Source organism: Stenotrophomonas sp. YJH_SMC_12-1 (assembly GCF_059370935.1).
Map to the genome: position 1 here is coordinate 308,163 of NZ_JCAFUD010000007.1, position 21,917 is coordinate 330,079.

The window sequence follows — 21,917 nt, forward strand, 5'->3', positions numbered from 1 at the left end:
GTCAGCTCGCAGCAGAAGTAGCGTTGAAATCCAGGTTGGGCGACAGCCGGTAGGCCGCGCTCAGTTCGTTGTAGCCAGCCGGCGCGCCGGTGATCACCAGCGGATGGCCGGCCTTGCGCGCACGTGCCGCCAGCTCGGCCAGCAGGGCCAGGCCGGCGCTGTCCACGCGTTCGACCTCAGCCAGATCCAGCCGTGCCAGCTTTGCAGGCAGGGCCTGCAGCTGCGGCCATAGCGTGATCACCGCAGCGCGGTCGAGCACCCCGCGCAGGCGCAGGGTGTCGCCTTCCAGCAGTGCCAGTGCGTTACTTGCCATTGCCCGCGGGCCCGGCCTGCATGCTGCCGCTGTGCAGCTCGCTGGCCACCTGCTTGATGCCCTTCTGGCGCAGCGGGGTGTCGAACTGGTTGCGGAACGTCTGCACGTAGGAGATGCCTTCGATGTTGACGTCGAAGATCTTCCACTGGCCGTTCACGTTGCGCATCCAGTACTCGACCGGGGTCGGCTCGCTGCCGGCACGCACCAGCTCGGTGCTCACGCGCACGCCGCGGTTGCCCGGCAGCGGGCTTTCACCCTTCAGGCGGAAGCTCGGCTTGCCCTGGATGTTGAGCAGGGTCGAACCGTAGCGCTGCATGAGGCTGTCGGCCATGGCATCGGCGAACAGCTTGATGTCGGCATCCGAGGCACCACGGGCATGCGGGCCCAGCACCAGGCGCGCGGCATAGTCGCGGTCGAAGGTGCGGTTCAGTTCGCTGTCGATGTAGTTGCGCAGGCTGGCGGGATTGCTGCCGAATTCGCTCCTGCGCTGCTGCAGGGTGGTGAGGATGCGCGTGCCGGCATCGATCACCACCTTGCCGGCCTGGCCCTGCGCCGCGGCAGCGGCGGGGGCGGCGGCCTGGGCCTGGGCCTGGGCGAGGAACGGAGTAGCCGCCAGCAGCGCCGAGGCGAGCAGGGCCGGGATCAGTTTCATCTTCATGGTTGCGGTTCCGTTGCAGGCGCCTGCGCGCCATCGTTGGGCTTCTGGGCAGCGCCGCCACCGGCGCCGCCACTGAACATGTACTTGCCGACCAGCTGGATCAGGTCAACCGCCGGCTGGGTGAAGACAATTTCGTCGCCGGCCTTCAGCACGTCCGGATCACCGCCCGGCTGCAGTCCGATATAGCTCTCGCCGAGCAAACCACTGGTGAAGATGCCGGCCGAGGTGTCCGCCGGCAGGTCCTTGACCTTGCTGTCCATGCGCAGGGTCACGATCGATTCGAACTTCACCGGGTCCAGGTCGATGGAGGCGACCTGGCCGACGGTGACGCCGCCGATCTTCACCGGCGCCTGCTTGCGCAGCTGGCCGACCTGGGAGAAGCGCGCCTTCAGCTCGTAGCCCTGGCTGCCCCAGCTCCAGCGCTGGTTGGTCGAGGCCACCGCCAGCACCATCAGCGAGGCCAGGGCCAGCAGCAGGAAAGCGCCGACGGAGAATTCGAGTCTGGGACCGCGGATGGCCATGTGGATTACCTGATCGAGTCGTGGTGGCCGCGCGCGCCTGCGCACCGCCGGTGGAGGGGTTAGGTGAACAACATTGCCGACAGAACGAAGTTGAACATCAGCACCAGCAGCGAAGCGTTGACCACTGCACGGGTGGTCGCCACCGACGTGCCTTCAATGGTCGGCTCGGCATGGAAACCAACATAGGCGGCGACCAGCGCGGCGGTGCCGCCGAAGATCGCCGACTTCAGCATCGCCACGCCGAAGTCATCCCAGAAATCGACGCTGTTGCGCAGCGCCGACCAGAACACGCCATTGTCCAGGCCCAGCACGTGCACGGCCTCGAAGTAGCTGGCACTGATCGCCAGCGAGCAGAAGATGCCGGTCAGCAGCGGCACGGTCAGCACCGCCGCCCAGAAGCGTGGCGCCACGGCCTTGGCCACCGGGTCGATCGCCATCAGCTCCAGCGCCTTGATCTGGTCGGTGGCGCGCATCAGGCCCAGCTCGGCGGCGATCGAACTGCCGGCGCGGCCGATGAACAGCAGCGCGGTCAGCACCGGCGCCAGTTCGCGGTACAGCGACAGGCCAAGCAGGGTCGACAACGCGTCGGCCGCGCCGAAGGTGGTCAGCGTGCGGTAGCCCTGCAGGGTCAGCACCAGGCCGACGAAGGCGCCACCGACGGCGATGATCGGCAGCGAGCGCGCGCCGATCTTGTAGATCTCGCGGGTCAGTTCGGCCAGGAAATCACGGGTCGGCAGGGAACCGCGCAGCACGGTCAGCGAGAACAGCCCGGCGCGGCCCAGCGAGCGGGTGGCTTGGACGAACGGCATCAGGCAACCCTCGCGCGTGGCGCGGCATCGAACGGAATCGGGCCATCCGGCTGGCCATGCAGGAACTGCCGCAGCAGCGGATCCTGGCTGGACTGCAGTGCCTCGGGCGTCCCTTGGAACACGACGCCGCCATTGGCGATGGCGATCACCTGGTCGCAGATCGGCAGGGTCTCGTGCACGTGGTGGCTGACGATGATGCTTGTCAGGCCCAAGCTGTGGTTGAGGCGCTGGATCAGGCTCATGATCACCCCGGAGGCGATCGGGTCCAGCCCGGTCAGCGGCTCGTCGTAGATCATCAGCGGCGGGTCCAGCGCCAGCGCACGGGCCAGCGCCACACGGCGCGCCATGCCGCCGGACAGCTCGCGCGGCCAGGCGTCGGCGGCGGCCAGCAGGCCCACCGCATGCAGCTTCATCTCCACCAGCCGGCGCAGCACGGCGGCCGGCAGGCGGGTATGCGTACGCAGCGGCAGGGCGACGTTCTCGGCCACGGTGAGGTCGGTCAGCAGACCATTGCCCTGCAGCAGCACGCCCACGCTCTTGCGCATCTCCAGCAGCGCGCTGCTGTCATGCGGGATCGGCTTGCCGAACAGGGTAACGTCGCCGGCCACCGGTCGCAGTTCGCCGGTCAGCGCCGCCAGCAGGGTCGACTTGCCGCTGCCGGAGGGGCCGAGCACGGCGGTGATGCTGCCCTGCGGCACCTGCAGCGACACGTCACGCAGGATCGTGCGTCCGCTCCGGTCGATGCGGACGTTGGACAACTGCACCAGACTGGAGGTGGAAGCCGACATGGGCACCATTAACGTTTTTTAGACATCGAAGGATCGGGCCAGCCGGCTGAACATAAGCAGACTGGACGGTGCAGTATTGTTGCACGGCAGGGCGTGGCGCAGGCCGGGACAATCGGCCGGCAGCCCGGAACAATCCGTACCGTCGATGGGCCGACCATTGAATACTGCCTGCCGTCCTGCACACTGTGCATGATGAGTGACCCAGGCAGCGATTTCCGCCTCTACCATTCCAACTCGCTGGACGTGCTGGCCGCGCTGCTGGCGCGCAACGTGCGTGCGCCGGTGCCAGGCCAGCCGTTGCTGGCGCCGGAAGTGGTGTTGATCCCGCAGGTGGCGATGCGCCGCTGGCTGCAAGCGACACTGGCCGCCGAATTCGGTGTCGCCGCCAACCTCGAATTCCTCACCCCGGGCGAGTTCGTGGCCCGCGCGCTGAAGGCCAACGTCAGCGGCGAGCAGGACGATCTGGACGCGGCCGGCCTGCATTGGAAGCTGTACCAGGCCCTGCGCGACCCGACATTGCTGGCGCAGCCACCGATGCGTGCGCTGCAGTCCTATCTTGCCGGCGGTGACGCATTGAAACCCTGGGCGCTGGCCGGCGAGCTGGCCTCGGTATTCGAGAAGTACCAGGCGTGGCGCCGTGACTGGCTGCTGCGCTGGGCAGCCGGTGCCGATCCTGCCGACCCGCAGGCGATCCTGTGGCGCACCATCACCCAGGGCCACGACTACCGCGCGCGCCGCATCCAGGAATACCTGGACCGTTTCGAAGGGGCCGGCCAACCGCTGCCGAAGGGCTTGCCACCGCGCATGTCTGCGTTCGCAACGCTCAACATCTCGCCCGACGTGCTGCGGGTGATGGCCACCCAGGCGCGGGTGGGCGAGCTGCATTTCTATATGCCTACCCCGGTGCAGTCGTACTGGGGCGACCTGCAGACGCTGGCCGAACGCCTGCGCAGCGGCGCACCGGACCCCTTCGGCGAAGCGGCCGGCGAGAACCGCCTGCTGGAAGCCTGGGGTGCGGCCGGGCGCGACTTCATGGCGGTGCTGGGCAGTTACGAGGTGGTGCATCCGGCCGGCGAAATCGCTGCCTATTCCGATCCGGAGGAGGACACCCGCCCGACCCTGGACGAAGGCGGCCTGTCCGACAGCCTGCTGCATCGCCTGCAGCGTGACCTGTTCCACCGCCGCGCGCTGCCCTCGGGCGAGCTGCGCGACGGCCTGCGCAGCGACGACCCCAGCCTGCAGGTGCATGCCTGCCATACCCGCCTGCGCGAGCTGCAGGTGCTGCACGACCAGCTGCGCAGCCTGCTGCAGGACCCGCGCTTCGACCCGCCGCTGCAGGCGCGCGAGATCGCGGTGCTGGCGCCGGACATCGATCCCTATGTGCCGTACCTGGAAGCGGTGTTCGGCGGTCGCGGCGGCGAGGAGGAACACATTCCGTATGCGCTGGCCGACAGCAGTCCGCTGGCCGGCGAGCCGTTGGCCGATGTGTTCGTGCACCTGCTGGGCCTGCCGGTCTCGCGCTTTGGCTTGAACGAAGTGCTGGACCTGCTGGCCAGCGCGCCGCTGGCCGAGGCGGCCGGGCTGGAAGCGGTGGACTTCGACCGCCTGCATGGCTGGCTGCAACAGGCCGGTGCACGCTGGGGCCTCGATGCGAAACACCGCAACCAGCACCAGGCACCGGCCGACGACGCCTACACCTGGCAGTTCGCGCTGGATCGCCTGGTACTCGGCCACGCCGCCGGCAGCGAGGCCGACCTGGCCGGCGTGGCGCCGTGGATCGAACTGGAAGGCGGCGCGCTGGACGCGCTGGACCGGCTGCTGCGCCTGCTGCGCGTGCTGGCCATCTACCAGCGCCGACTGGGCGAGCTGCTGACCCCGGCGCAGTGGCGGCAACGCCTGCTGTCGCTGCTGGATGCACTGCTGCCCACCGCGCCCAGTTCCCCCAACAGCCAGCGCGCGCTGGAGCGCCTGCGCAAGCTGCTCAACCAGTTCGCCGAAGATGCCGCCAAGGCCGGCTTCGAGGAAGGCGTGCCGCCGGAGGTGGTGCGCGCGCACTTCGCCGGCGCGCTGGGCGAGGCCGATACGCGCGCACCGCTGCTGACCGGTGGCATCAGTTTCGGCCGCATGGTGCCGATGCGCCTGCTGCCGTTCCGGGTGATCTGCGTGCTCGGCCTCAATGATGGCGATTTCCCGCGCCGTGACCCCGCTGCCGGTCTCAACCAGCTCACCGCCGAGCTGGATACGCCGCGCCGCCGTCCGGGCGACCGCTCCACCCGCGAGGATGACCGCTTCCTGTTCCTGCAGCTGTTCGCCGCCGCGCAGGAGGTGTTCTATCTCAGCTATCTCGGCGCCGATCCGCGCGATGGCAGCGTGCGCGAGCCGTCGGTGCTGGTCAGTGAACTGATCGATGCCGCCGCCGCGTATCACCTCGATCCGCCTGCGGCGGTCCGCGACTTCACCGTGCGCCACGCCCTGCAGCCGTTCTCACCGGCGGCGTTCGGTGATGGCGATCCGCGTCGCTTCAGCTATCGCCGCCAGTGGCATCCGGCCGCCGGTCGCCTCACCGGCCAGCGCGGCGGCCTGCAGCCGTGGTTCGATGCACCGTTGCCGCCGCCGCTCGACGACGCGGTGGAGGGGGAGGTCGCGCTCGATACTCTGCGCCGCTTCCTGTGCGACCCGGCCGGGCAGTTCCTCGCTCAGTCGCTGGGCCTGCGCCTGGCCGACGAGGTCGAGGAGGTGGATGACCTGGAACCGCTGGTGCTGTCCTCGCGCGGGCCGGAAAAGCGCAGCGTGCAGGCGGCGGTAGTGCGCGCCACGCTCAGCGGCGATACCGAGCCGTTGTACCCACGCCTGCGCGCGCGTGGCCTGCTGCCGTCGGGTCCATTGGGCGAGCGTCAGTTCGAGGTGGAGCAGTTGAAAACACGCCCATATGCCAGTGCGCTGCTGGGCTGGATGCAGGGCGAACCACTGGAAAGCCGTCGCTACGAAGTGGACATCGATGGCGTGCGCCTGCATGGCCGCGTGGCCGATCGGCATCCCGAAGGGCTGGTGCGCCTGCGTGCCGGCACGCTCAATGGCAATGCAGTGATCCGCCACGGCCTGGACTGGCTGCTGGCGAACGCGGCGGGCGACGCGCTGCCGCTTGTGCAGTTCCATGACGGCGGCGACGCCGGTCCCGGCCCGCATGTACTGCCGACACTGAGCGTTCCCGCTGCACGTGCGGCGCTGCGTGCGCTGCTGCAGCTGCGCCAGCGTGGCCTGCGCGAGCCGCTGCGCTTTGCCCCGTACACCGGCTGGGTGCTGTACAACGCGCCAGCAGAAAAGCAGCGCAGCGAAGGCTGGAAGCAGTGGCACGGCAGCGACCGCAGCTGGGGTGAATCCAGCAGCGACGCCTGGCAGCTGCTGCTGCGGGGTGCCGACCCGTTCGCTACCGATGCCGGCTACGCTGACCTGCTGCGCAACAGCCAGCTGGTCTTCAGCGCGGTGCGCGAAGGCCGCGCTCTCGGCACCGAAGCACGCCAGGAGGGCAACGCATGAACACCGCCATCGCCGAAGACGGCCTCGAATCCCCCAGCCGCGATCCCTATCTGGCGCTGCCGCTGGAGGGCATCCGGCTGATCGAAGCCAGCGCCGGCACCGGCAAGACCTTCACCCTGGCCACGTTGTTCACCCGCCTGGTGGTGGAGCAGGGCCTGCGCATCGGCCAGATCCTGGCGGTGACCTTCACCGATGCCGCCACCCAGGAACTGCGCAAGCGCATCCGCGAGCGGCTGGCGCTGGCCGCGCGCCTGGTCGACCTGGAAGCGGCCGACGGTGAAGCACCGGAGGTACGATTGACGCGTGACGTACTGCAGCGCCATCTGCGGGGCGGCACCGAGAGCGCCGCCGCACTGAAACGCCGCCTGCAGGTGGCCGCAGACGAGATCGACCTGGCGTCCATCTTCACCATTCATGGTTTCTGTACCCGCGTGCTGCGCGAGCATGCGCTGGAAAGCGGCCACACCTTTGATCCGCCGGAACTGCTGGCCAGCGACCGTGAACTGCTGGAGGAGCTCGCGGCCGATCTGTGGCGCGTGCATGCCAACGACCCGGCCACGCTGGAGCCGCTGACCTGGCTGTGGTCGAGCCCCGACGCGCTGGCCGCCGATCTGCGCGCGCTGCTGGGCACGCCGCCGCTGCATCCGCTGCCGCGGCCGGCGGCGCTGGCCGATCCACGCCCGGCATTGCAGAGCGCGGCGGAAGCCCTGTCCGCAAGCGTGCGCGAGCATGGCGAGCAGTTCTTCATCGACCTCTGCGATGCCGTCGACAACAAGTGGCTCAACGGCGTGTCATACAAGCTGGGCTGGCTGCACCCGCTGGGCCGGCAGCTGCTGGCCTGGGCCGAGCGCGCCGACCCGCGCGAGCTGCTGGCCAGCGATCGCCTGCCGGCACTGCTGCCGGAGGTGCTGTCCGACAAGACCAACAAGAAATTCCCTGATCGCACGCCGTCGTCGCCATTGCAGGCGCCGTTGGCGCGCTATGTTGCGCTGCTGGCCGAACGCGATGCCTGGCTGCGTGGCACCGCGCTGGATTTCCTGCACACGCTTCGCGCCGAAGCCACGCAGCGCCTGCAGGCGCTGAAGCGTACGCGCCGGGTACAGACCTACGACGATCTGATTGATGGCGTAGCGCTCGCCCTGGAAGGCCCGCAGCGGCTGACGCTGGTCAGGCAACTGCGTGCGCAGTACCGCATCGCGCTGGTCGATGAGTTCCAGGACACCGACGATCGCCAGTGGGGCATCTTCCACACCGTGTTCGGCGATTCGCCGGAGGTGCGCGAACTCGGCCTGACGCCGGCGCTGTTCCTGATCGGCGACCCCAAGCAGGCGATCTACGGTTTCCGCGGTGGCGACATCCACACCTACCTGAAGGCCAAGCAGGTGGCGCAGCAGGCGCCGGTGCTGGACCAGAACTTCCGCTCGCGACCGTCTGTGTTGCGCGCGTTGCAGGCGCTGTACGACAACGGTGGCGAAGACGCCTTCCTCGAACGCGACATCCGGTTCGAGCCGGTGCGGCCCGGTGGCGTGCGCAGCGATGCGGACTACCTGCGCGCCGGCCAGGCCGCCAAGGCACTCACCCTGCGCGTGCTGCGCAGTGGCGGTGACAAGGCGATGGGCGCCGATGCCTCGCGCGATGCGGCGACCCAGGCCTGCGTCGCCGCGATTCACCAGATCCTGGTCGATGCGCGCGCGGGCAATGCCGTGTTGCGTGGGCGACCGGTGCAGCCCGGTGATATCGCGGTGCTGGTGCGCTCGCATCGCGAGGCCACCCTGGTACAGCGTGCGCTGGCCGCGGTCGGCATTCCCGCGGTGGCGGCCGGCAATCAGAGCCTGTTCGCCACTGCTGAAGCCCGCGACCTTCGTGCGCTGCTGCTGGCACTGCTGCAACCGGCCGACGAAGGCCGCCTGCGTGCAGCGCTGGCCACCGTGCTGCTTGGCCAGCGGGCCAGCGCGATCGCGGCAATGGAACGCGAAGGTGACCTGCAACGCGGGTTCCAGGCACAGCTGCTGCATTGGCGCGAGCGCTGGCAGCGCGGGGGACCGTTCGCAGTGATTGCCGATGTCTGTGCCGCACAGGGTGAACGCCTGCTGGCGCTGATCGATGGCGAGCGCCGCCTGACCAATTACCTGCAGCTGGGTGAACTGCTGCAGGAGGCCTCGGCGCAGGCGCTGGGCATGCATGGCCTGCTGGACTGGCTGCAGGGGCAGATGGCCAGTGCCGACCAGGATGACGAGCAGCAGCTCCTGCGCCTGGAGTCGGATGCGCGCCGCGTGCAGATCATCACCCTGCACAAGAGCAAGGGCCTGGAGTATCCGCTGGTGTTCCTGCCCTTCGTCGGCATCGACGGCGGCGCGCCGAACACCGCCTCGCACTGCACCGTGCACTTTGGGGGCCAGCGCCAGCTGCACTGGAAGCTGGACAAGGACGAGGCCTGGGAAGCGGCCAACGCGCAGCGTGAGCGCGAGCAGCGTGCCGAGGATGCGCGCCTGCTCTATGTGGGACTGACCCGCGCCGAGCATGCGCTGTGGATCGCCGTGGGTGATCTGGCCGGGCTCGGCAGGACGCGTCTGGCGCCACTGTTGGGTGACCTGCAGGCGCTGCGCGCGCATGCCGATGTGCATATTGATGACAGCGAGGCACCGGCCGCGCTGCCGCAGCTGGCGGCCGAAGTGGAAGGTGACCTGCCGGCGGTACGTGCACTGACCCGGCGCGTGCCGCATGACTGGTGGGTCTACAGCTTCACCCAGCTGGCGCATGCCGATGCGGGCGCTGGCAGTGATATTGAAGCCGCCGCCACCGAGCTGCCGGCACCGGCCGCCGATGAACCGGCCGGCCCGGAACTGCCGCTGGAACCGGCGCTGCCCGAACCCACCGCCGTCGTCGAAGACAGCGCGCCGATCGACCCGCGCTTCATGGGCAGCCGCTTCGGCAACGTGCTGCACGAGGCGATGGAGAACGTCGACTTCGCTGCCTGGGGTGACTGGCAGCCGGGCCGGGAAGCGCCCGAGGGACAGGCCGAGGTGCTACGCAAGGCGCTGCATGACGAAGGCTATGCCGACGTCGACCTGGACGATGGCGTGGCCGTGCTGGTGCCGCTGGTCGGCCACACGCTCACCGTGCCGCTGCCCGAAGGCGGCGCCCTTTACAGCCTGGGCGAAGGCGAGCGGCGCGCGGAAATCGACTTCCATTTCGCCATCGAGCCGACCACGGTGCCGGCGCTGCTGCAGGTGCTGCATGCCCACGGTGTTTCCAGTGGTCGTCGAGGCTTCGGCCAGCGCCGCCGCCTGGAAGGGCTGATGACCGGCATGATCGACCTGACCTACGTGCGCGACGGACGCTGGTACGTGCTCGACTACAAATCCAATCGTCTGCCCGGCTACAGCCAGGACCTGCTGGCCATCGCCATGCGCCACAGCGAGTACGACCTGCAGGCGCTGATCTATACCGTGGCCCTGCATCGCTGGCTGCGCTTCCGCCTGGGCGCGGCCTACGACTACGAGCGTGACATGGGCGGCATCCGCTACCTGTTCTGCCGCGGCCTCGATGGCACCGACAACGGCGTGCATGTGGACCGTTTCCCGCTGGCGCTGGTGGATGCACTGGATGCGTTGTTCGCCGGTGGCGAACAGGCCCAGGCCGAACTGGCCGCACGTGCCCGTGGGGCCGGCGCATGAGCCTGCTGAAGGAACTGCACCAGAAGGGCCTGCTGCGCACCCTCGACCACGCGTTGGCGACCAGCCTGATGCGGCTGCGCGGCGACACGCCGGAGAGCGTGGCGCTGGCGGCGGCGCTGGCCTCGCTGGCGGTGGCGCAGGGCCACGCCGGCTTCGATCCGGCGCAGCCGCAGCGCCTGCTGGAAGGGGTGCCCGAGTGGCCCGCCGCGCAGGACTGGCTGGCACAACTGCGCGCATCGCCTTGGGTGGCTATACCCGAGCAGGCCGACGCCATCGCCGAGGATGCGCCGCTGGTGCTGGAGAACGGCCTGCTCTACCTGCGCCGCTACCGCGAGTACGAACGGCAGTTGGCCGCCGGGCTGCAGCGCATCGGCCGGCATCCGCTGCCGGCACCGGACATGGCCGCGCTGGCACCGTTGTTCGCGCAGCTGTTCCCGCAGGCACTGGGCAGCGAAGATCACCAGGCCCGTGCCGCCGGCGTGACCCTGCGCCATCCGCTGGCGCTGGTGACTGGCGGCCCCGGCACCGGCAAGACCACCACCATCGCGCGCCTGTTGCTGCTGCTGGCGGCGCAGGCGCGGCATGCCGGCCAGCCGCTGCCCGAAGTGGCGCTGGCCGCGCCTACCGGACGCGCCGCCGAGCGCATGGCCGAGAGCCTGCGTCTGGCCGTGCAGCGCCTGCAGGAGAACGGCGTGGACCCGGCGCTATGCGCGGCACTGCCCAGTACCGGCACCACCCTGCATCGCCTGCTCGGCGTGATCCCGGATTCGCCGCGCTTCCGCCACCACGCCGACAACCCGCTGCCGGTGGACGTGGTGGTGGTCGACGAAGCCTCGATGATCGATCTGCCGATGATGGCCAAGCTGGTCGATGCGATCGCCAGCGGCACGCGGCTGATCCTGCTTGGCGACCCCGATCAGTTGCCCTCGGTCGAAGCCGGTGATGTGCTCAGCGCGATCCTGCGCGCCAGCGGTGATGGCATCGGCACCCGCGCCGATGATGCGCAGGCACTGCAGGGTCTGTTGGCACCGGCCACGTTGCAGCCGCAGGCCACGCCGCGCGCCTTCGCCGGCCGCCGCGTGCAGCTGCAACGTGGTTACCGGCAAAGCGATGCGCTGGACCTGGCACCACTGGCGCATGCCGTGCGCGAAGGCGACAGCAGCACCGCATTGCAGCTGCTGCGCGGTGGGTCGCTGGCAGGCGTGCATTTCCACGAAGGCGAGGCCGATCCATTGCGCGGCCAGCGCGAGCACCTGCTGGGCCGCTGGCGTGCACTGGCCGACGCGGCCGATCCGGCGCTTGCCCTGCAGCAGGCCGGGCGCCTGCGCGTGCTGACCGCGCTGCGCGAAGGCCCGCAGGGTGCGCGCGGGCTCAACAGCCGCATCGAACAGCTGCTGGCCGGCAACACCCCGGGCTACTTCCAGGGCCGCCTGCTGCTGGTGACCGAGAACAGCTACCGGCACCGCCTGTTCAACGGCGATATCGGCATCTGCCTGCGCGATGGCAGTGGCGCGATGGTGGCCTGGTTCCCCGGCGACAGCGTCGACCAGCCGCGCGCCTTCCACCCGGCCGCACTGCCCGCGCACGAAAGCGCCTTTGCGATGACCGTGCACAAGGCACAGGGCTCGGAGTTCGATGAAGTGTGGTTGCAGCTGCCACGCCAGGACAGCCGCGTGCTGTCGCGCGAGCTGGTCTACACCGGCCTGACCCGCGCCCGCCAGGTACTGCATGTGGCGGGCAGCGCTGATGTGCTGCAGGCTGCATTGAAACGCCACGCCAGCCGGTTGGGTGGCCTGGCCTGGCGGCTGGGTGCGGAGGAGGTGGCCGAAACACCGCCGCGCGTCGAACAGCCCACGGTGCAGGGCCAGTTGTTCTGAATCGGGGTCGGATCCCGTTCCCATCGGGAACGGGCTCTGACCCCTTCACCTGATCGCCAGGCAGAAGCAGTCGAGCATGGCTCGACTTTACAACAGCGTACTTCGATCATTCCGACGTTCATCCACGCATGCCGTGGATCTACCGTGTCGACCAAGGTCGACACCCACCAGAGCAGAACGCCGTGCCGGCAGATCGCAGGAAACTGTCGAAGGCGGGGTGGGTCCGGTTGAGGGGGTGTGAGCGGCATGGGCCCGAGGCATGCCTCGGGCGGGTTGGGCAGGACGCCCAACCCCGGTCTTGCCGTGTGCGCAGGACAGCGCACACGAGCAAGCCGCGACCAAGCCCCCATGGATGGGTTGACGGCGTCCCCCTCAACCGGATCTACCCCGCCATCCCAAGGAATACCCGCTTTTGACGTTGACGTTGCCTCGGCAGGTGCAGGGCGCAGCCCTTCCGCCCCCGTCATTCCGCGATCAACACCAGCCCATCCGGGAACACGATCGCCGCTTCATTGGCACTCACATCGAAGAAGCCCACGCCGTGCTTCTCGGCCAGGTCCTGCACGCGGCCGCGCGCGCGCTCGGCCACCGAATAGGCAAACGCGCCGTAGATCACCTCGCGGCCGATGCTGTACTCGGTCACCTCGGCACGGTCGTCATCGTCGTTGCTCAATGGGCCGTTCATCGGCGGGAAGTCCTGCGCCATCTCCGCGAACCACGCCTGCAGCGCCGGGCTGCTGACCGCCGGGTCGTCATACTCGTGGCGCTCGTTCCACTGCGTCTGCTTCTCAAACCAGGCGATGAAGGCTGCCGCCTCGCGTGGCGCGGCGCTGGCCTCGAACACCATCATGTCGTAACTCATTGGAGCTTCCTGTGCGGAGCGGGGGTCAGAGCCTTCGCCCGCGGCGAAGGGTCCGACCCCGGCAATGGGTCCTGTGACTGCACAGGGTATCGCGCTACGGCTGTCCGGCTGCACTCATCGCCAAGCCCGGCGCCAGCGCCTTCGCCTCCGGGAACAGCGCGAAGCGCAGGCCGATCAGGCCCATCAGGGCTTCATCGCGGGCCTTGCAGGCGGCCACGCTACCGACCCGGCCCAGCGAAGTATCCAGCCGCTCGCGCAACGCGTCGGCCGCCACAATCGGCTTGCGCGCGGCGATCTGCCGCCGGTAGTGCACGGCGACCTCTTCCAGAATGTGCTCGACCGCCTCGCGGCTGCGCTCGGGCAGTTCCAGCCGGGCGCGGCGCAGCTGCAGGATGTTCAGGCCGATGCGTGCTTCATTGAGCATGTCCACCGAGGCGATGTCGCTGCCTTCCGGCGTCGCCGCCAGGCGCGGCGCGAGCAGGCCGAGCAGGTCAAGCATGCGCGCGGCGAAGCGCTGGCGGTCCTGCTGGCCACGACCTTCGGCGGCTTCGGCCAGCGTGGTCCAGCCCTGCCGCACCAGCCGGCGCGCGGTCCACTCGGCGCCCACCGAACGGAACAGGCGGGTCATCACCACCGCAAAGCCAATGCCGATGAACATCGCGATGGACGAGTTGAGGAAGGTCTGGATGTTGGCGCTGTAGGTGTTCTGCAGGCTCAGCAGCGCGGCCAGGTTGACCGTCAGCGGCAGCGCGAACAGCGCGCTCTTGGGGTGGTGCAGCATCAGCCCCAGCGGCAGGAACGCCACCGCCAGCACCAGCGCCAGCAGGCCGAAGTCGTGCACGGCCGGGAACACGCCGAACAGGTACACGCCGGCCACCACCGAGGCGACCATCGCCCACACCAGGAACGACACCATGCTCGGTGCCGGATCGTCCTGCGCGGCGAAAAATGCGGCGGTCACCGCGGCCATCATCGCGCCGTTGCCGCCGCCTTCCCACCCCAGCGCGATCCACAGCACGCAGTAGCTCATCAGCGCCGCGCCGGCACTGAGCGCGGAGAACAGCGCCATGCCATAGTCGACGTGCTTGTCGGCGGCCACGCGTTCGGTGCGGATGCGGTAGTGCGCACGGTCCAGCGGCGCAGTGCCCTGGTCGATCGCGTGCTGCAGGGTGCGGCAGTCCTGCCACAGGTCCACCAGTTCCTCCAGGCGCAGCAGCAGGCTGGCCAGCTGCAGGTGCTGCAGGTCGCGGTCCACCTGCGGCTTCAATGCACTGATGCGCGCGCGCAGGCGCGCGTACTCGCTGGCGTTGGTGGGCCCGTCCAGCCAGTCATGGATGTCGTCGACCAGCGCCGGCAGGCCTTCCGGCAGGGCCTGGCCGTCGCTGCGCAGCGCACTCAGGCGGTCGGCAATCGAGGACAGCACCGGCAACAGCAGCAGCATGCGCTCGCGCAGCCGCTCCATCGACACTGCCGAACCGGCATGGCGCGGGTCGTCGCGGCGCAGGAACTCGATCAGCGCCTCGAACTGCACCAGGTCGGCGGCGAGCCGGTTGCGCGGCGCGTGTGCGCGGCCGCGTTCGAGGATCTGCCGGCACCACTGCGCCGCATCCTCCATCCAGTTGCCGATGCGGGCGCGCAGCATCGGGCGTACCGAGGCCGGGAACAGCAGCGAAGCAAACAGCACCGCCACTACCGTGCCGAGGATGATCTCCTCGCTGCGGGCCACCACGGTGTCGAAGATGGTTTCCGGCGAGGTCACGGCCGGGAAGCCGATGAAGGCCGTCGTGTAACCGGCCAGCAGGAACGCGTAGCCGCGCGGCCCTCGATTGAGCAGGGCCATGAACAGGCACCCGGCCAGCCAGATCGACATCGCCGCGCTCAGCACCAGCGGCGTTTCCACCAGCGCCGGCAGCACCAGCAGGGTAGCCAGGCCGGCCACCAGGGTGCCAACGATGCGGTACACGCCCTTGGCGCGGGTTGGGCCCAGCAGCGGCTGGCTGACGATGTACACCGTGCCCATCGCCCAGTACGGGCGCGACAGGTTGCCGGCCATGGCGATGTACAGCGCGGCCACCGCGGCCAGGTAGGTCTTGATCGAGAACAGCCAGGCCTGGCGATCGGTCAGCGCGTTCATGGCTTACTTCGCCGAGGCCTGTGCGGTGGACGGCGCGGGCGGGGCAACCGATGCCTGCCAGCCGCCACCCAGCACCAGGAACAGATGGATCTGGTCGCGCGAGACCTGCGCTTCGGCGGCGGCCAGGGTGGCGTCGCTGGTGGCCAGGCTGCGGTCGGCATCCAGGCTGGACAGGTACGGCGTACGGCCACCCTGGTACAGCCGGCGGTTCTGCCCGGCGGCCAGTGCGGCCTGCTCCTGCGCGATGCGCAGCGACTGCAGCCGGCGCAGGTCCTGCGCATAGCGGTCCAGCGCGGTCTGGGTCTCGCGCAGCGCCTGCAGCACGGTGTGGTCGAACTCGGCCAGCGCGGCATCGGCACCCGCCTCGGCGGCGTGGATGCGTGCGTGCGTGCCGGACGACGGCAGCGTCCACGAGATCAGCGGGCCGATCGACCACTGCTGGGTCATCGGCGTGCCGAAGTCTTCCAGCAGGCCGGCGGCACCCACCGAGGCACCCAGGCGGATGTCCGGGTACAGCTCGGCGGTGGCGACCCCAATCCGCGCCGTGGCCGAGGCCAGCTTGCGCTCGGCCTGGCGCACGTCCGGGCGGCGCTGCAGCAGCGCCCGGCCATCACCGACCGGCAGCGGCTGCGCCAGGCCGGGGGCGTGCGCACAGTCGATCACGCCGGCTGGCAGCTGGCCCGGGGTTTTCCCAAGCAGCGCGGCCAGCGAATAGGCGGCCGCCGAACGCTGCGCGCGTAGCGGCGGCAGTGCCGCCTCCAGCAGTGCCACCTGCGCATTGGCGCGGGCCAGTTCCGGCGGCGTGCCGCGGCCGGCCGCGATCAGGCGCTCGGTGACCGTGCGGCTGCGCTGCTGCAGCTGCAGCGAATGCTCGGCCACGTGCAGTTCGTGGTTGGCGTGGCAGATTTCCAGGTAGCTGTCGGCGACCTGCGCGACCACGCTGACCTGGGCCAGGTCGCGCGCCGCAGCAACCGACTGCTCGTCGGCACGCGCTGCCTCGGCGCCGCGCTTGAGCTTGCCGAACAGGTCGAACTGGTAGCTGACCGCGAACTTGCCATCGGCCAGGTTGATCACTGGCAGCTCGTGCTCCTGCAGGAACGATTCGGCCGACAGCTGCGCGCGGCTGACGCCGGCCTCGGCCTCGTACTCGAAGCCACCGGCGTCCAGCGCCTGTTCGTACACCGCCGCGGCACGACGCAGGTGTGCATCGGCGGCTTTCAGTTCCACGTTGTCACGCAGCGCCTGGGTGATCAGGCCGTCCAGCACCGGGTCGTTGTACAGCGACCACCAGCGGTCGGGCAGCGCCTGGTTGGCGGCAATCTGCGGGTTCTGCGTATCGATGAAGGCCGCATTGGCCTCCGGGCGCTTGAACGCCGAGCCTTCCGGCAGGGCGTAATCCGGGCCGACGGTCCTGCAGGCGGCCAGGCTGGCCAGCGCAACGATCAGACCGAGACGGGGCAGGGCGGCGTTCACAGGCCCGCCTGTGTCGGCGCAGTGCCGGCCTTGTCGTTGTGCGGATGGCGGCCGGTGTCCACGGTCACCGTGGCGGTACGGCCGGCGATCAGTTCCACGCCCTTGGGTACTTCGTCGATGGCGATGCGCACCGGAATGCGCTGTGCCAGCCGCACCCAGTCGAAGGCCGGGGTCACGTTCGGCAGCAGGGTGCTGCCGTTGCTGCGGTAGCGGTCCTCGATGCCGGCGGCGATGCTTTCCACGTGGCCACGCAGCAGGGCCGACTCGCCCATCAGGCGGATGTCCACGCTCTGCCCCGGGGCCACGCCGCGCAGGCGGGTTTCCTCGAAGTAGCCATCGATGCGGAACGAGCCGGTATCCAGCAGCGCCAGCACCGGCTTGCCGGCCACCACGTAGTCGCCTACGCGCAGGGTGCGGTCGTTGACCCGGCCATCGGCCGGCGCGCGCACCTCGGTGCGGCCCAGGTTGAGCTCGGCCAGGTCGACCGCCGCCTGTGCGGTGGCCAGCGCCGCCTGTGCGGCCTGCAACTTGGCGCGGCGCACTTCGGCGTCCTCGGCGGCGACCAGGTCCTGCAGGCTGCGGTCACGGCCGATCTCGCGGCGCAGCTGCGCCACCGATGCCTGGCGCTCGGCCAGGTTGGCGCGGGCCTGCTCCAGCGCGATGCGGTAGCGGGCGCGATCGACCACGAACAGCAGGTCACCCTTCTTCACCGCCTGGTTGTCGGCCACCTGCACCGTTTCCACCAGCCCGGACACGTCCGGCGCCACCTGCACCACGTCGGCACCGACATGGGCATCGCGGGTCCATGGCTCATCCATGTAATAGACCCACAGCTGGCGCAGCACCAGCAGGGCGATGATCACGGCTGCGCTGGTGAGCAGCACCGGCAGGGTCTTCTTCACGATCTTGTTCACGATTGCATCCAACGCAGGAGGTGGAACAGCAGGCCAAGCACGATCCCGTACAGGGCCAGGTTGAACAGCGCCGGGTGCCATACGTGGCGATAGGCGCCGGCACGCTGCAGCAGCGCGTGCAGGCCGCTGTTGACCAGGTAGGCCAACAACATCAACCCGAGCAGGGTCGGGACGAATACTCCGTGGAGACTGAATTCACCGGGCATCGGTAGGGGCGGGGGCGAGGTGGGGGGAGGGGAGGAACAACGAAAAAACGGCAACGGGCAAAAGCCGCTGGCGTGTGCACGGCAGCGGCGGTGTTCGGGGGCAGCGGTCTTACGTGATGCGGTCGGCGGCCTCGGCCAGCAGGCGCCATGCCTTCAGCACGGCGTGCAGTTCATCCATGGAAAGCTCGCCGAACACGTCCTGGCGCAGGCCGATCAACTGGTCTTCCAGCTCGCTGACCAGCGCATGGCCCGCATCGGTCAGCCACAGCAGGTTGGCGCGGCGGTCGCTGGCGTCGCTCTCGCGGCGGACCAGGTCGCTGGCGCACAACTTGTCCAGCAGGCGCACCAGCGAGGGTCCTTCCATGCCCAGCTGCTGCGCCAGCGCCACCTGACGGATGCCACCGCCGGAGCGGCCGATCATCAGCAGCGGCATGGTGCAGGCGGTGGAGATGCCGTAGCTGCCGAGCCGGCTGTCGGCCAGGCGCTGCCACTGCCGCCCTGCGTACAGCAGGCCGGAGCTGAGCTGCATCTGCAGCACGGTGCGCTCGTCGAGGGGGCGGTCCATAAGAGATAGATAGGATACTACTAATTTCATTCCTATCAATAGGTTTTTCTGAATGGGTGGGTGTAGTGAGGAAAGCGTTGCGCCTGCCTGGTGTCGGGTGGGGCAGCGGGCGCCGGACGGTGCAGGACACGCCGTGAACCCCCCTCCGGGGTCCGGCCCAGCCGCTGGCGGCTGGGCGTTCGGGCGCTTGCGAGGCATGCCTCGCAAGCAAGCGCCCTCACCCTTGGGGGCTCGGCCGCGGCATCCATGCCGCGGACGGTCCTGCCCCGCCCGGCCCCCGCTGCCTTCCCATCCCCCCGCGAGCGCGGTGGGTTGGCTCTTAGAAGCAAGCGCAGAAGCAGTGCGGACCAACGGTCCGCACCCACCAAAGCACAAAACACCACAGCAGCGGCGCGCCGCTTCCGAAGCCATGAACCCCCGCTTTTGCCCCCGCTTTCGGGCGGTCCGGCCGCGCCCGCGGGAAACTGTCAGGGATGGGGAAGGGCGGCAGGGCAGGACCGTGAGGCGCATGGATGCGCCGACCGAGCCCCCATGGATGGGTTTACGGCGTGTCCTGCCCTGCCGCCCTTCCCCATCCAGACCCGTAACAGGCAGGCGCCGCCAGACCCCCGATGAACCCGACCAACAGGACGACCCACCCCCCGGTCGGGTACGATGCTCGCCCCCCGTTCGGGACGCTGTACGCAATGAGCAAGAACAACGAAAAGGCCGCCCCGCAGGGCGACGTGACCCAGGACCAGGCCGAGGATGCCGTGCGCACCCTGCTGCGCTGGGCCGGTGAGGACCCGTCCCGTGAAGGCCTGCTGGATACCCCCCGCCGTGTCGCCGAAGCCTATGGCGACTGGTTCAGCGGTTACCGCGACGACCCGCGCGCCTACATGGAGCGGACCTTCGAGGAAGTGGCCGGCTACGACGAGCTGATCGTCCTGCGCGACATCGAGTACGAAAGCCACTGCGAGCACCACATGGCCCCGATCATCGGCCGCGTGCACGTCGGCTACCTGCCGGCCGGCAAGGTGGTGGGCATCAGCAAGCTGGCCCGTGTCGTCGAAGCCTACGCCCGCCGTTTCCAGGTGCAGGAGAAGATGACCGCGCAGATCGCCCAGTGTATCCAGGATGTGCTGCAGCCGATCGGCGTCGGCGTGGTCGTCGAAGGCGCCCACGAGTGCATGACCACCCGCGGCATCCACAAGCGCGGCGTCAGCATGGTCACCTCCAAGATGCTGGGCAGCTTCCGCGACGACGCGCGCACCCGCGCCGAGTTCCTGCGCTTCATCGAAGTGGGCGGCAAGCGCTGAGCCGCTTGCCCGCACCACGCCGGCTCCTGCAGGCCGGCATGCCCACGGCTGTCCACGCGGCAGCTGTGCATGGCGGTTTGTCCCTGTCAGCCCTACAGACTTCTTTCGCTGCATGAAGCATCGCGAACGCATTGCCCGTTATCGCCACCTGCGCGAACAGCCCCAGTGGAAGCTGCTTGCCGCCGACCACGCTCCGGAAATCATCGGCCTGCTGCAGGGCCTGCTGATGGACGGCGAGCGCACGTTGCCGTCCTCGGTACTGAACGAGCGACTGCAGCGCGCGCTGGACCAGCTGGCCGGCGATGAACTCTCGCGCGAGCTGCCGCGCACCGCGCAGGCCTACATCGCGCACTGGCTGGCCCAGGGCTGGCTGGAACGCCGTCTGCCCGAAGGCGCCGACCAGGAGCAGTACGAGCTGGCGACCGCGGCACTGCAGGCGATCCGCTTCGCCGACGGCCTCGAGCAGGCCCGCGTGGCCGCCACCGAAAGCCGCCTGGCGCTGGTCATTGAACAGCTCTCGGCGCTGGCTGCGCAGACCGAAGCCGATCCCGATGCGCGCCTGTCCGCGCTGCACGACGAGCGCGACCGCATCGATGCCGAAATCGCCCGGGTCGGTACCGGCCGCGTGGTTGCGCTGGACGGCAAGCGCGCGCTGGAACGCACCCGCCAGATCATCGGCCTGGCCGACGAGCTGACCGAGGACTTCCGCCGCGTGCGCGATGACTTCGAGCAGCTCAACCGCGATTTCCGCGAACGCATCATCGACGACGAGGGCGAGCGCGGCGATGTGCTGTCGCAGCTGTTCGAAGGTGTGGATGTCATTGGCGAAAGTGACGCCGGGCGCAGTTTCCAGGCCTTCTGGCGCCTGCTCAACGACGCCGAACAGAGTGCCCAGCTCGATGCCGCGCTGGAAGCGGTGCTGGCGCGCGGCTTCGCCCGCCGCCTGGACCGCAACGAACGCAACTTCCTGCGCAGCTTCACCAGCACCATGCTCGAGCGCGGTGGCCAGGTACACGACGTCCTGCAGAACTTCGCGCGCAGCCTGCGCGGCTTCGTGCAGAGCCGTGGCTACCTGGAACAGCGCCGCCTCAACCAGTTGTTGAAGCAGGCGCAGTCCGAAGCGCTGGCCCTGCGCGACGAATTCCCCGCACAACGCGGCATCGGCCGCGACCTGCAGCTGACCACCAGCCGCCTGCGCTCGTGGTCGCAGTGGAAGCTGCATGATCCGCGCAGCGCCCAGGTCGACGGCAATGTCGAGTACAACGACGCGGCCGCGATCAGCCTGGAGAGCGTCGGCGACCTGGTCGCTTCGTCCGAAATCGACTTCCGCACCCTGCGCCGCGACCTGCACGACCTGCTCGACGCACAGCCGCGGCTCAGCATCGCCCAGGCCCTGTCGCAGCGCGAGGCGCCGCAGGGTCTTGGCAGCGTCATCGGCTATCTGTCGCTGGGCACGCGCTTCGGCAACGTGGTCGCCGGCGAGCAGGAGCTTGCGCAATGGCGTGGTGGCGACGGCCAGGTCCGTCGCGCCCGCATCCCGCTGGTTTGGTTCACCCAGGAGAGACGCCATGAGCTGGCATGAAGATCCCATCGACGCAGCGCAGGCCGACGTGGCGGAAGACGCCTACGAGGCCGAACCGGTGGCGGCCGTGGCGCAGCCCCGCCGTGGCAACGACGTCTATTACCTCGGCGACACCGGGCGCCTGCCGCTGGATGCGCGCCGCGCGCTGTGCCAGCTGCTGATCGGCCCCAGCATCGACCAGCTGCGCCACGCCAAGCTGTGGCCGGCACTGATCCGCAGCGAAGCGGCCATCCGCTCGTCGCTGGCGGACCTGTTCCTGGAACTGGTGCTCGACCGTGACAGCGGCGTGGCGTTCACCCGCCAGGCCGATACCGAAGACGTCGACGCGCCGGTGCTGCTGCGCACCTCGCCGCTGACCTTCATCGACTCGGTGCTGTTGCTGTACCTGCGCCAGCAGCTGGCCGAAGCCGATGCGCGCGGCAACCGCGCGGTGGTCGCCGATGCCGAAATGGCCGAAGCACTGGCCATCTACGAAAAGAACCTGTCCACCGACCGCGCCGGCTTCAACCGCCGCGTCGCCTCGGCGGTGCAGAAGATGAAGGACAACCACATCCTGACCCGCCTCAGCGGCCAGGAAGACCGCCACGAAGTCTCGCCGGCGCTGAAGCTGCTGTTCTCCGCCGAAGACGTGTCCCAGCTCTCGGCGGTCTACCGCCAGCTGCGCGAAACCCCGGCCGCCGAGGCCTGAGAGACCCGACCATCG

At 69.3% G+C, this 21,917-nt stretch carries 17 protein-coding genes; 6 read left to right on the plus strand and 11 right to left on the minus strand.

Features of this window, described 5'->3' with window-relative positions; genetic code table 11:
* Window position 1: 1 nt before the first annotated feature.
* The 5 genes from AC5P8Y_RS14960 to AC5P8Y_RS14980 are packed head-to-tail and all read right to left on the minus strand — an operon-like array spanning window position 2 to window position 3,089.
* On the minus strand, window positions 2–313 hold the full coding sequence (locus tag AC5P8Y_RS14960) for an STAS domain-containing protein (protein WP_495202043.1): 312 nt from the start codon (window positions 311–313) through the stop codon (window positions 2–4).
* Window positions 303–971 carry an MlaC/ttg2D family ABC transporter substrate-binding protein gene (locus AC5P8Y_RS14965; RefSeq protein ID WP_322535131.1) on the minus strand — a complete coding sequence of 223 codons (669 nt, stop codon included), beginning with the start codon at window positions 969–971 and terminating at the stop codon, window positions 303–305. Before AC5P8Y_RS14965 ends, AC5P8Y_RS14960 begins: the two co-directional genes overlap by 11 nt.
* Window positions 968–1,492 (minus strand): outer membrane lipid asymmetry maintenance protein MlaD, encoded by a 525-nt coding sequence (gene mlaD / locus AC5P8Y_RS14970; RefSeq protein ID WP_005411706.1) that lies wholly within the window; start codon window positions 1,490–1,492, stop codon window positions 968–970. The genes AC5P8Y_RS14965 and mlaD overlap by 4 nt, the downstream gene beginning before the upstream one ends.
* Window positions 1,493–1,551: 59 nt before the next feature.
* Window positions 1,552–2,301 (minus strand): MlaE family lipid ABC transporter permease subunit, encoded by a 750-nt coding sequence (locus AC5P8Y_RS14975; protein ID WP_005414955.1) that lies wholly within the window; start codon window positions 2,299–2,301, stop codon window positions 1,552–1,554.
* Complete coding sequence (locus AC5P8Y_RS14980) at window positions 2,301–3,089, minus strand: ABC transporter ATP-binding protein (protein ID WP_005411704.1); 789 nt, start codon at window positions 3,087–3,089, stop codon at window positions 2,301–2,303. Before AC5P8Y_RS14980 ends, AC5P8Y_RS14975 begins: the two co-directional genes overlap by 1 nt.
* A gap of 189 nt (window positions 3,090–3,278) precedes the next feature.
* On the opposite strand from AC5P8Y_RS14980, the gene recC reads away from it, so the two are divergent.
* From recC to recD, 3 genes are read left to right on the plus strand one after another with little or no spacing between them, the layout of a single operon-like run.
* Window positions 3,279–6,626 carry an exodeoxyribonuclease V subunit gamma gene (gene recC, locus AC5P8Y_RS14985; protein ID WP_164208918.1) on the plus strand — a complete coding sequence of 1,116 codons (3,348 nt, stop codon included), beginning with the start codon at window positions 3,279–3,281 and terminating at the stop codon, window positions 6,624–6,626.
* Window positions 6,623–10,303, plus strand: coding sequence for an exodeoxyribonuclease V subunit beta (recB, locus tag AC5P8Y_RS14990; RefSeq protein ID WP_322535133.1), 3,681 nt, complete (start codon window positions 6,623–6,625; stop codon window positions 10,301–10,303). Before recC ends, recB begins: the two co-directional genes overlap by 4 nt.
* Entirely contained in the window at window positions 10,300–12,180 is a 1,881-nt protein-coding gene (recD, locus tag AC5P8Y_RS14995) for an exodeoxyribonuclease V subunit alpha (RefSeq protein ID WP_495202044.1), read from the plus strand. The genes recB and recD overlap by 4 nt, the downstream gene beginning before the upstream one ends.
* Window positions 12,181–12,643: 463 nt before the next feature.
* Here recD and AC5P8Y_RS15000 read toward each other — a convergent pair whose 3' ends face one another.
* From AC5P8Y_RS15000 to AC5P8Y_RS15025, 6 genes are all read right to left on the minus strand, one after another.
* Window positions 12,644–13,042, minus strand: coding sequence for a hypothetical protein (locus AC5P8Y_RS15000; protein ID WP_495202045.1), 399 nt, complete (start codon window positions 13,040–13,042; stop codon window positions 12,644–12,646).
* Window positions 13,043–13,136: 94 nt separating this feature from the next.
* Window positions 13,137–15,176, minus strand: coding sequence for an FUSC family protein (locus AC5P8Y_RS15005; RefSeq protein ID WP_099490190.1), 2,040 nt, complete (start codon window positions 15,174–15,176; stop codon window positions 13,137–13,139).
* A gap of 3 nt (window positions 15,177–15,179) precedes the next feature.
* Entirely contained in the window at window positions 15,180–16,649 is a 1,470-nt protein-coding gene (locus tag AC5P8Y_RS15010; RefSeq protein WP_049433286.1) for an efflux transporter outer membrane subunit, read from the minus strand.
* On the minus strand, window positions 16,646–17,563 hold the full coding sequence (locus AC5P8Y_RS15015; protein WP_495202046.1) for an efflux RND transporter periplasmic adaptor subunit: 918 nt from the start codon (window positions 17,561–17,563) through the stop codon (window positions 16,646–16,648). Before AC5P8Y_RS15015 ends, AC5P8Y_RS15010 begins: the two co-directional genes overlap by 4 nt.
* Window positions 17,560–17,769, minus strand: a complete 210-nt coding sequence (locus AC5P8Y_RS15020) for a DUF1656 domain-containing protein (RefSeq protein WP_010487502.1) — start codon at window positions 17,767–17,769, stop codon at window positions 17,560–17,562. Before AC5P8Y_RS15020 ends, AC5P8Y_RS15015 begins: the two co-directional genes overlap by 4 nt.
* Before the next feature lie 109 nt (window positions 17,770–17,878).
* The gene (locus tag AC5P8Y_RS15025) at window positions 17,879–18,334 is read right to left on the minus strand and encodes a MarR family winged helix-turn-helix transcriptional regulator (RefSeq protein ID WP_012481667.1); all 456 of its coding nucleotides are present in this window, start codon (window positions 18,332–18,334) and stop codon (window positions 17,879–17,881) included.
* Between the two features lie 686 nt (window positions 18,335–19,020).
* On the opposite strand from AC5P8Y_RS15025, the gene folE reads away from it, so the two are divergent.
* From folE to AC5P8Y_RS15040, 3 genes are all read left to right on the plus strand, one after another.
* The gene (gene folE, locus AC5P8Y_RS15030; RefSeq protein ID WP_004141296.1) at window positions 19,021–19,632 is read left to right on the plus strand and encodes a GTP cyclohydrolase I FolE; all 612 of its coding nucleotides are present in this window, start codon (window positions 19,021–19,023) and stop codon (window positions 19,630–19,632) included.
* Window positions 19,633–19,744: 112 nt separating this feature from the next.
* The gene (locus AC5P8Y_RS15035) at window positions 19,745–21,214 is read left to right on the plus strand and encodes a DUF3375 domain-containing protein (protein ID WP_005411693.1); all 1,470 of its coding nucleotides are present in this window, start codon (window positions 19,745–19,747) and stop codon (window positions 21,212–21,214) included.
* Window positions 21,201–21,902: a DUF4194 domain-containing protein gene (locus AC5P8Y_RS15040; RefSeq protein ID WP_005411692.1), complete on the plus strand. Its 702-nt coding sequence runs from the start codon at window positions 21,201–21,203 to the stop codon at window positions 21,900–21,902. Before AC5P8Y_RS15035 ends, AC5P8Y_RS15040 begins: the two co-directional genes overlap by 14 nt.
* The last annotated feature ends 15 nt before the right edge of the window (window positions 21,903–21,917 follow it).

What these genes read in the sequence shown, in the direction of transcription:
- AC5P8Y_RS14960 (WP_495202043.1), bottom strand. Translation starts at nt 313, where the DNA reads ATGGCAAGTAACGCACTGGCACTGCTGGAAGGCGACACCCTGCGCCTG.
- AC5P8Y_RS14965 (WP_322535131.1), bottom strand. Translation starts at nt 971, where the DNA reads ATGAAGATGAAACTGATCCCGGCCCTGCTCGCCTCGGCGCTGCTGGCG.
- mlaD (WP_005411706.1), bottom strand. Translation starts at nt 1,492, where the DNA reads ATGGCCATCCGCGGTCCCAGACTCGAATTCTCCGTCGGCGCTTTCCTG.
- AC5P8Y_RS14975 (WP_005414955.1), bottom strand. Translation starts at nt 2,301, where the DNA reads ATGCCGTTCGTCCAAGCCACCCGCTCGCTGGGCCGCGCCGGGCTGTTC.
- AC5P8Y_RS14980 (WP_005411704.1), bottom strand. Translation starts at nt 3,089, where the DNA reads ATGTCGGCTTCCACCTCCAGTCTGGTGCAGTTGTCCAACGTCCGCATC.
- recC (WP_164208918.1), top strand. Translation starts at nt 3,279, where the DNA reads ATGATGAGTGACCCAGGCAGCGATTTCCGCCTCTACCATTCCAACTCG.
- recB (WP_322535133.1), top strand. Translation starts at nt 6,623, where the DNA reads ATGAACACCGCCATCGCCGAAGACGGCCTCGAATCCCCCAGCCGCGAT.
- recD (WP_495202044.1), top strand. Translation starts at nt 10,300, where the DNA reads ATGAGCCTGCTGAAGGAACTGCACCAGAAGGGCCTGCTGCGCACCCTC.
- AC5P8Y_RS15000 (WP_495202045.1), bottom strand. Translation starts at nt 13,042, where the DNA reads ATGAGTTACGACATGATGGTGTTCGAGGCCAGCGCCGCGCCACGCGAG.
- AC5P8Y_RS15005 (WP_099490190.1), bottom strand. Translation starts at nt 15,176, where the DNA reads ATGAACGCGCTGACCGATCGCCAGGCCTGGCTGTTCTCGATCAAGACC.
- AC5P8Y_RS15020 (WP_010487502.1), bottom strand. Translation starts at nt 17,769, where the DNA reads ATGCCCGGTGAATTCAGTCTCCACGGAGTATTCGTCCCGACCCTGCTC.
- AC5P8Y_RS15025 (WP_012481667.1), bottom strand. Translation starts at nt 18,334, where the DNA reads ATGGACCGCCCCCTCGACGAGCGCACCGTGCTGCAGATGCAGCTCAGC.
- folE (WP_004141296.1), top strand. Translation starts at nt 19,021, where the DNA reads ATGAGCAAGAACAACGAAAAGGCCGCCCCGCAGGGCGACGTGACCCAG.
- AC5P8Y_RS15035 (WP_005411693.1), top strand. Translation starts at nt 19,745, where the DNA reads ATGAAGCATCGCGAACGCATTGCCCGTTATCGCCACCTGCGCGAACAG.
- AC5P8Y_RS15040 (WP_005411692.1), top strand. Translation starts at nt 21,201, where the DNA reads ATGAGCTGGCATGAAGATCCCATCGACGCAGCGCAGGCCGACGTGGCG.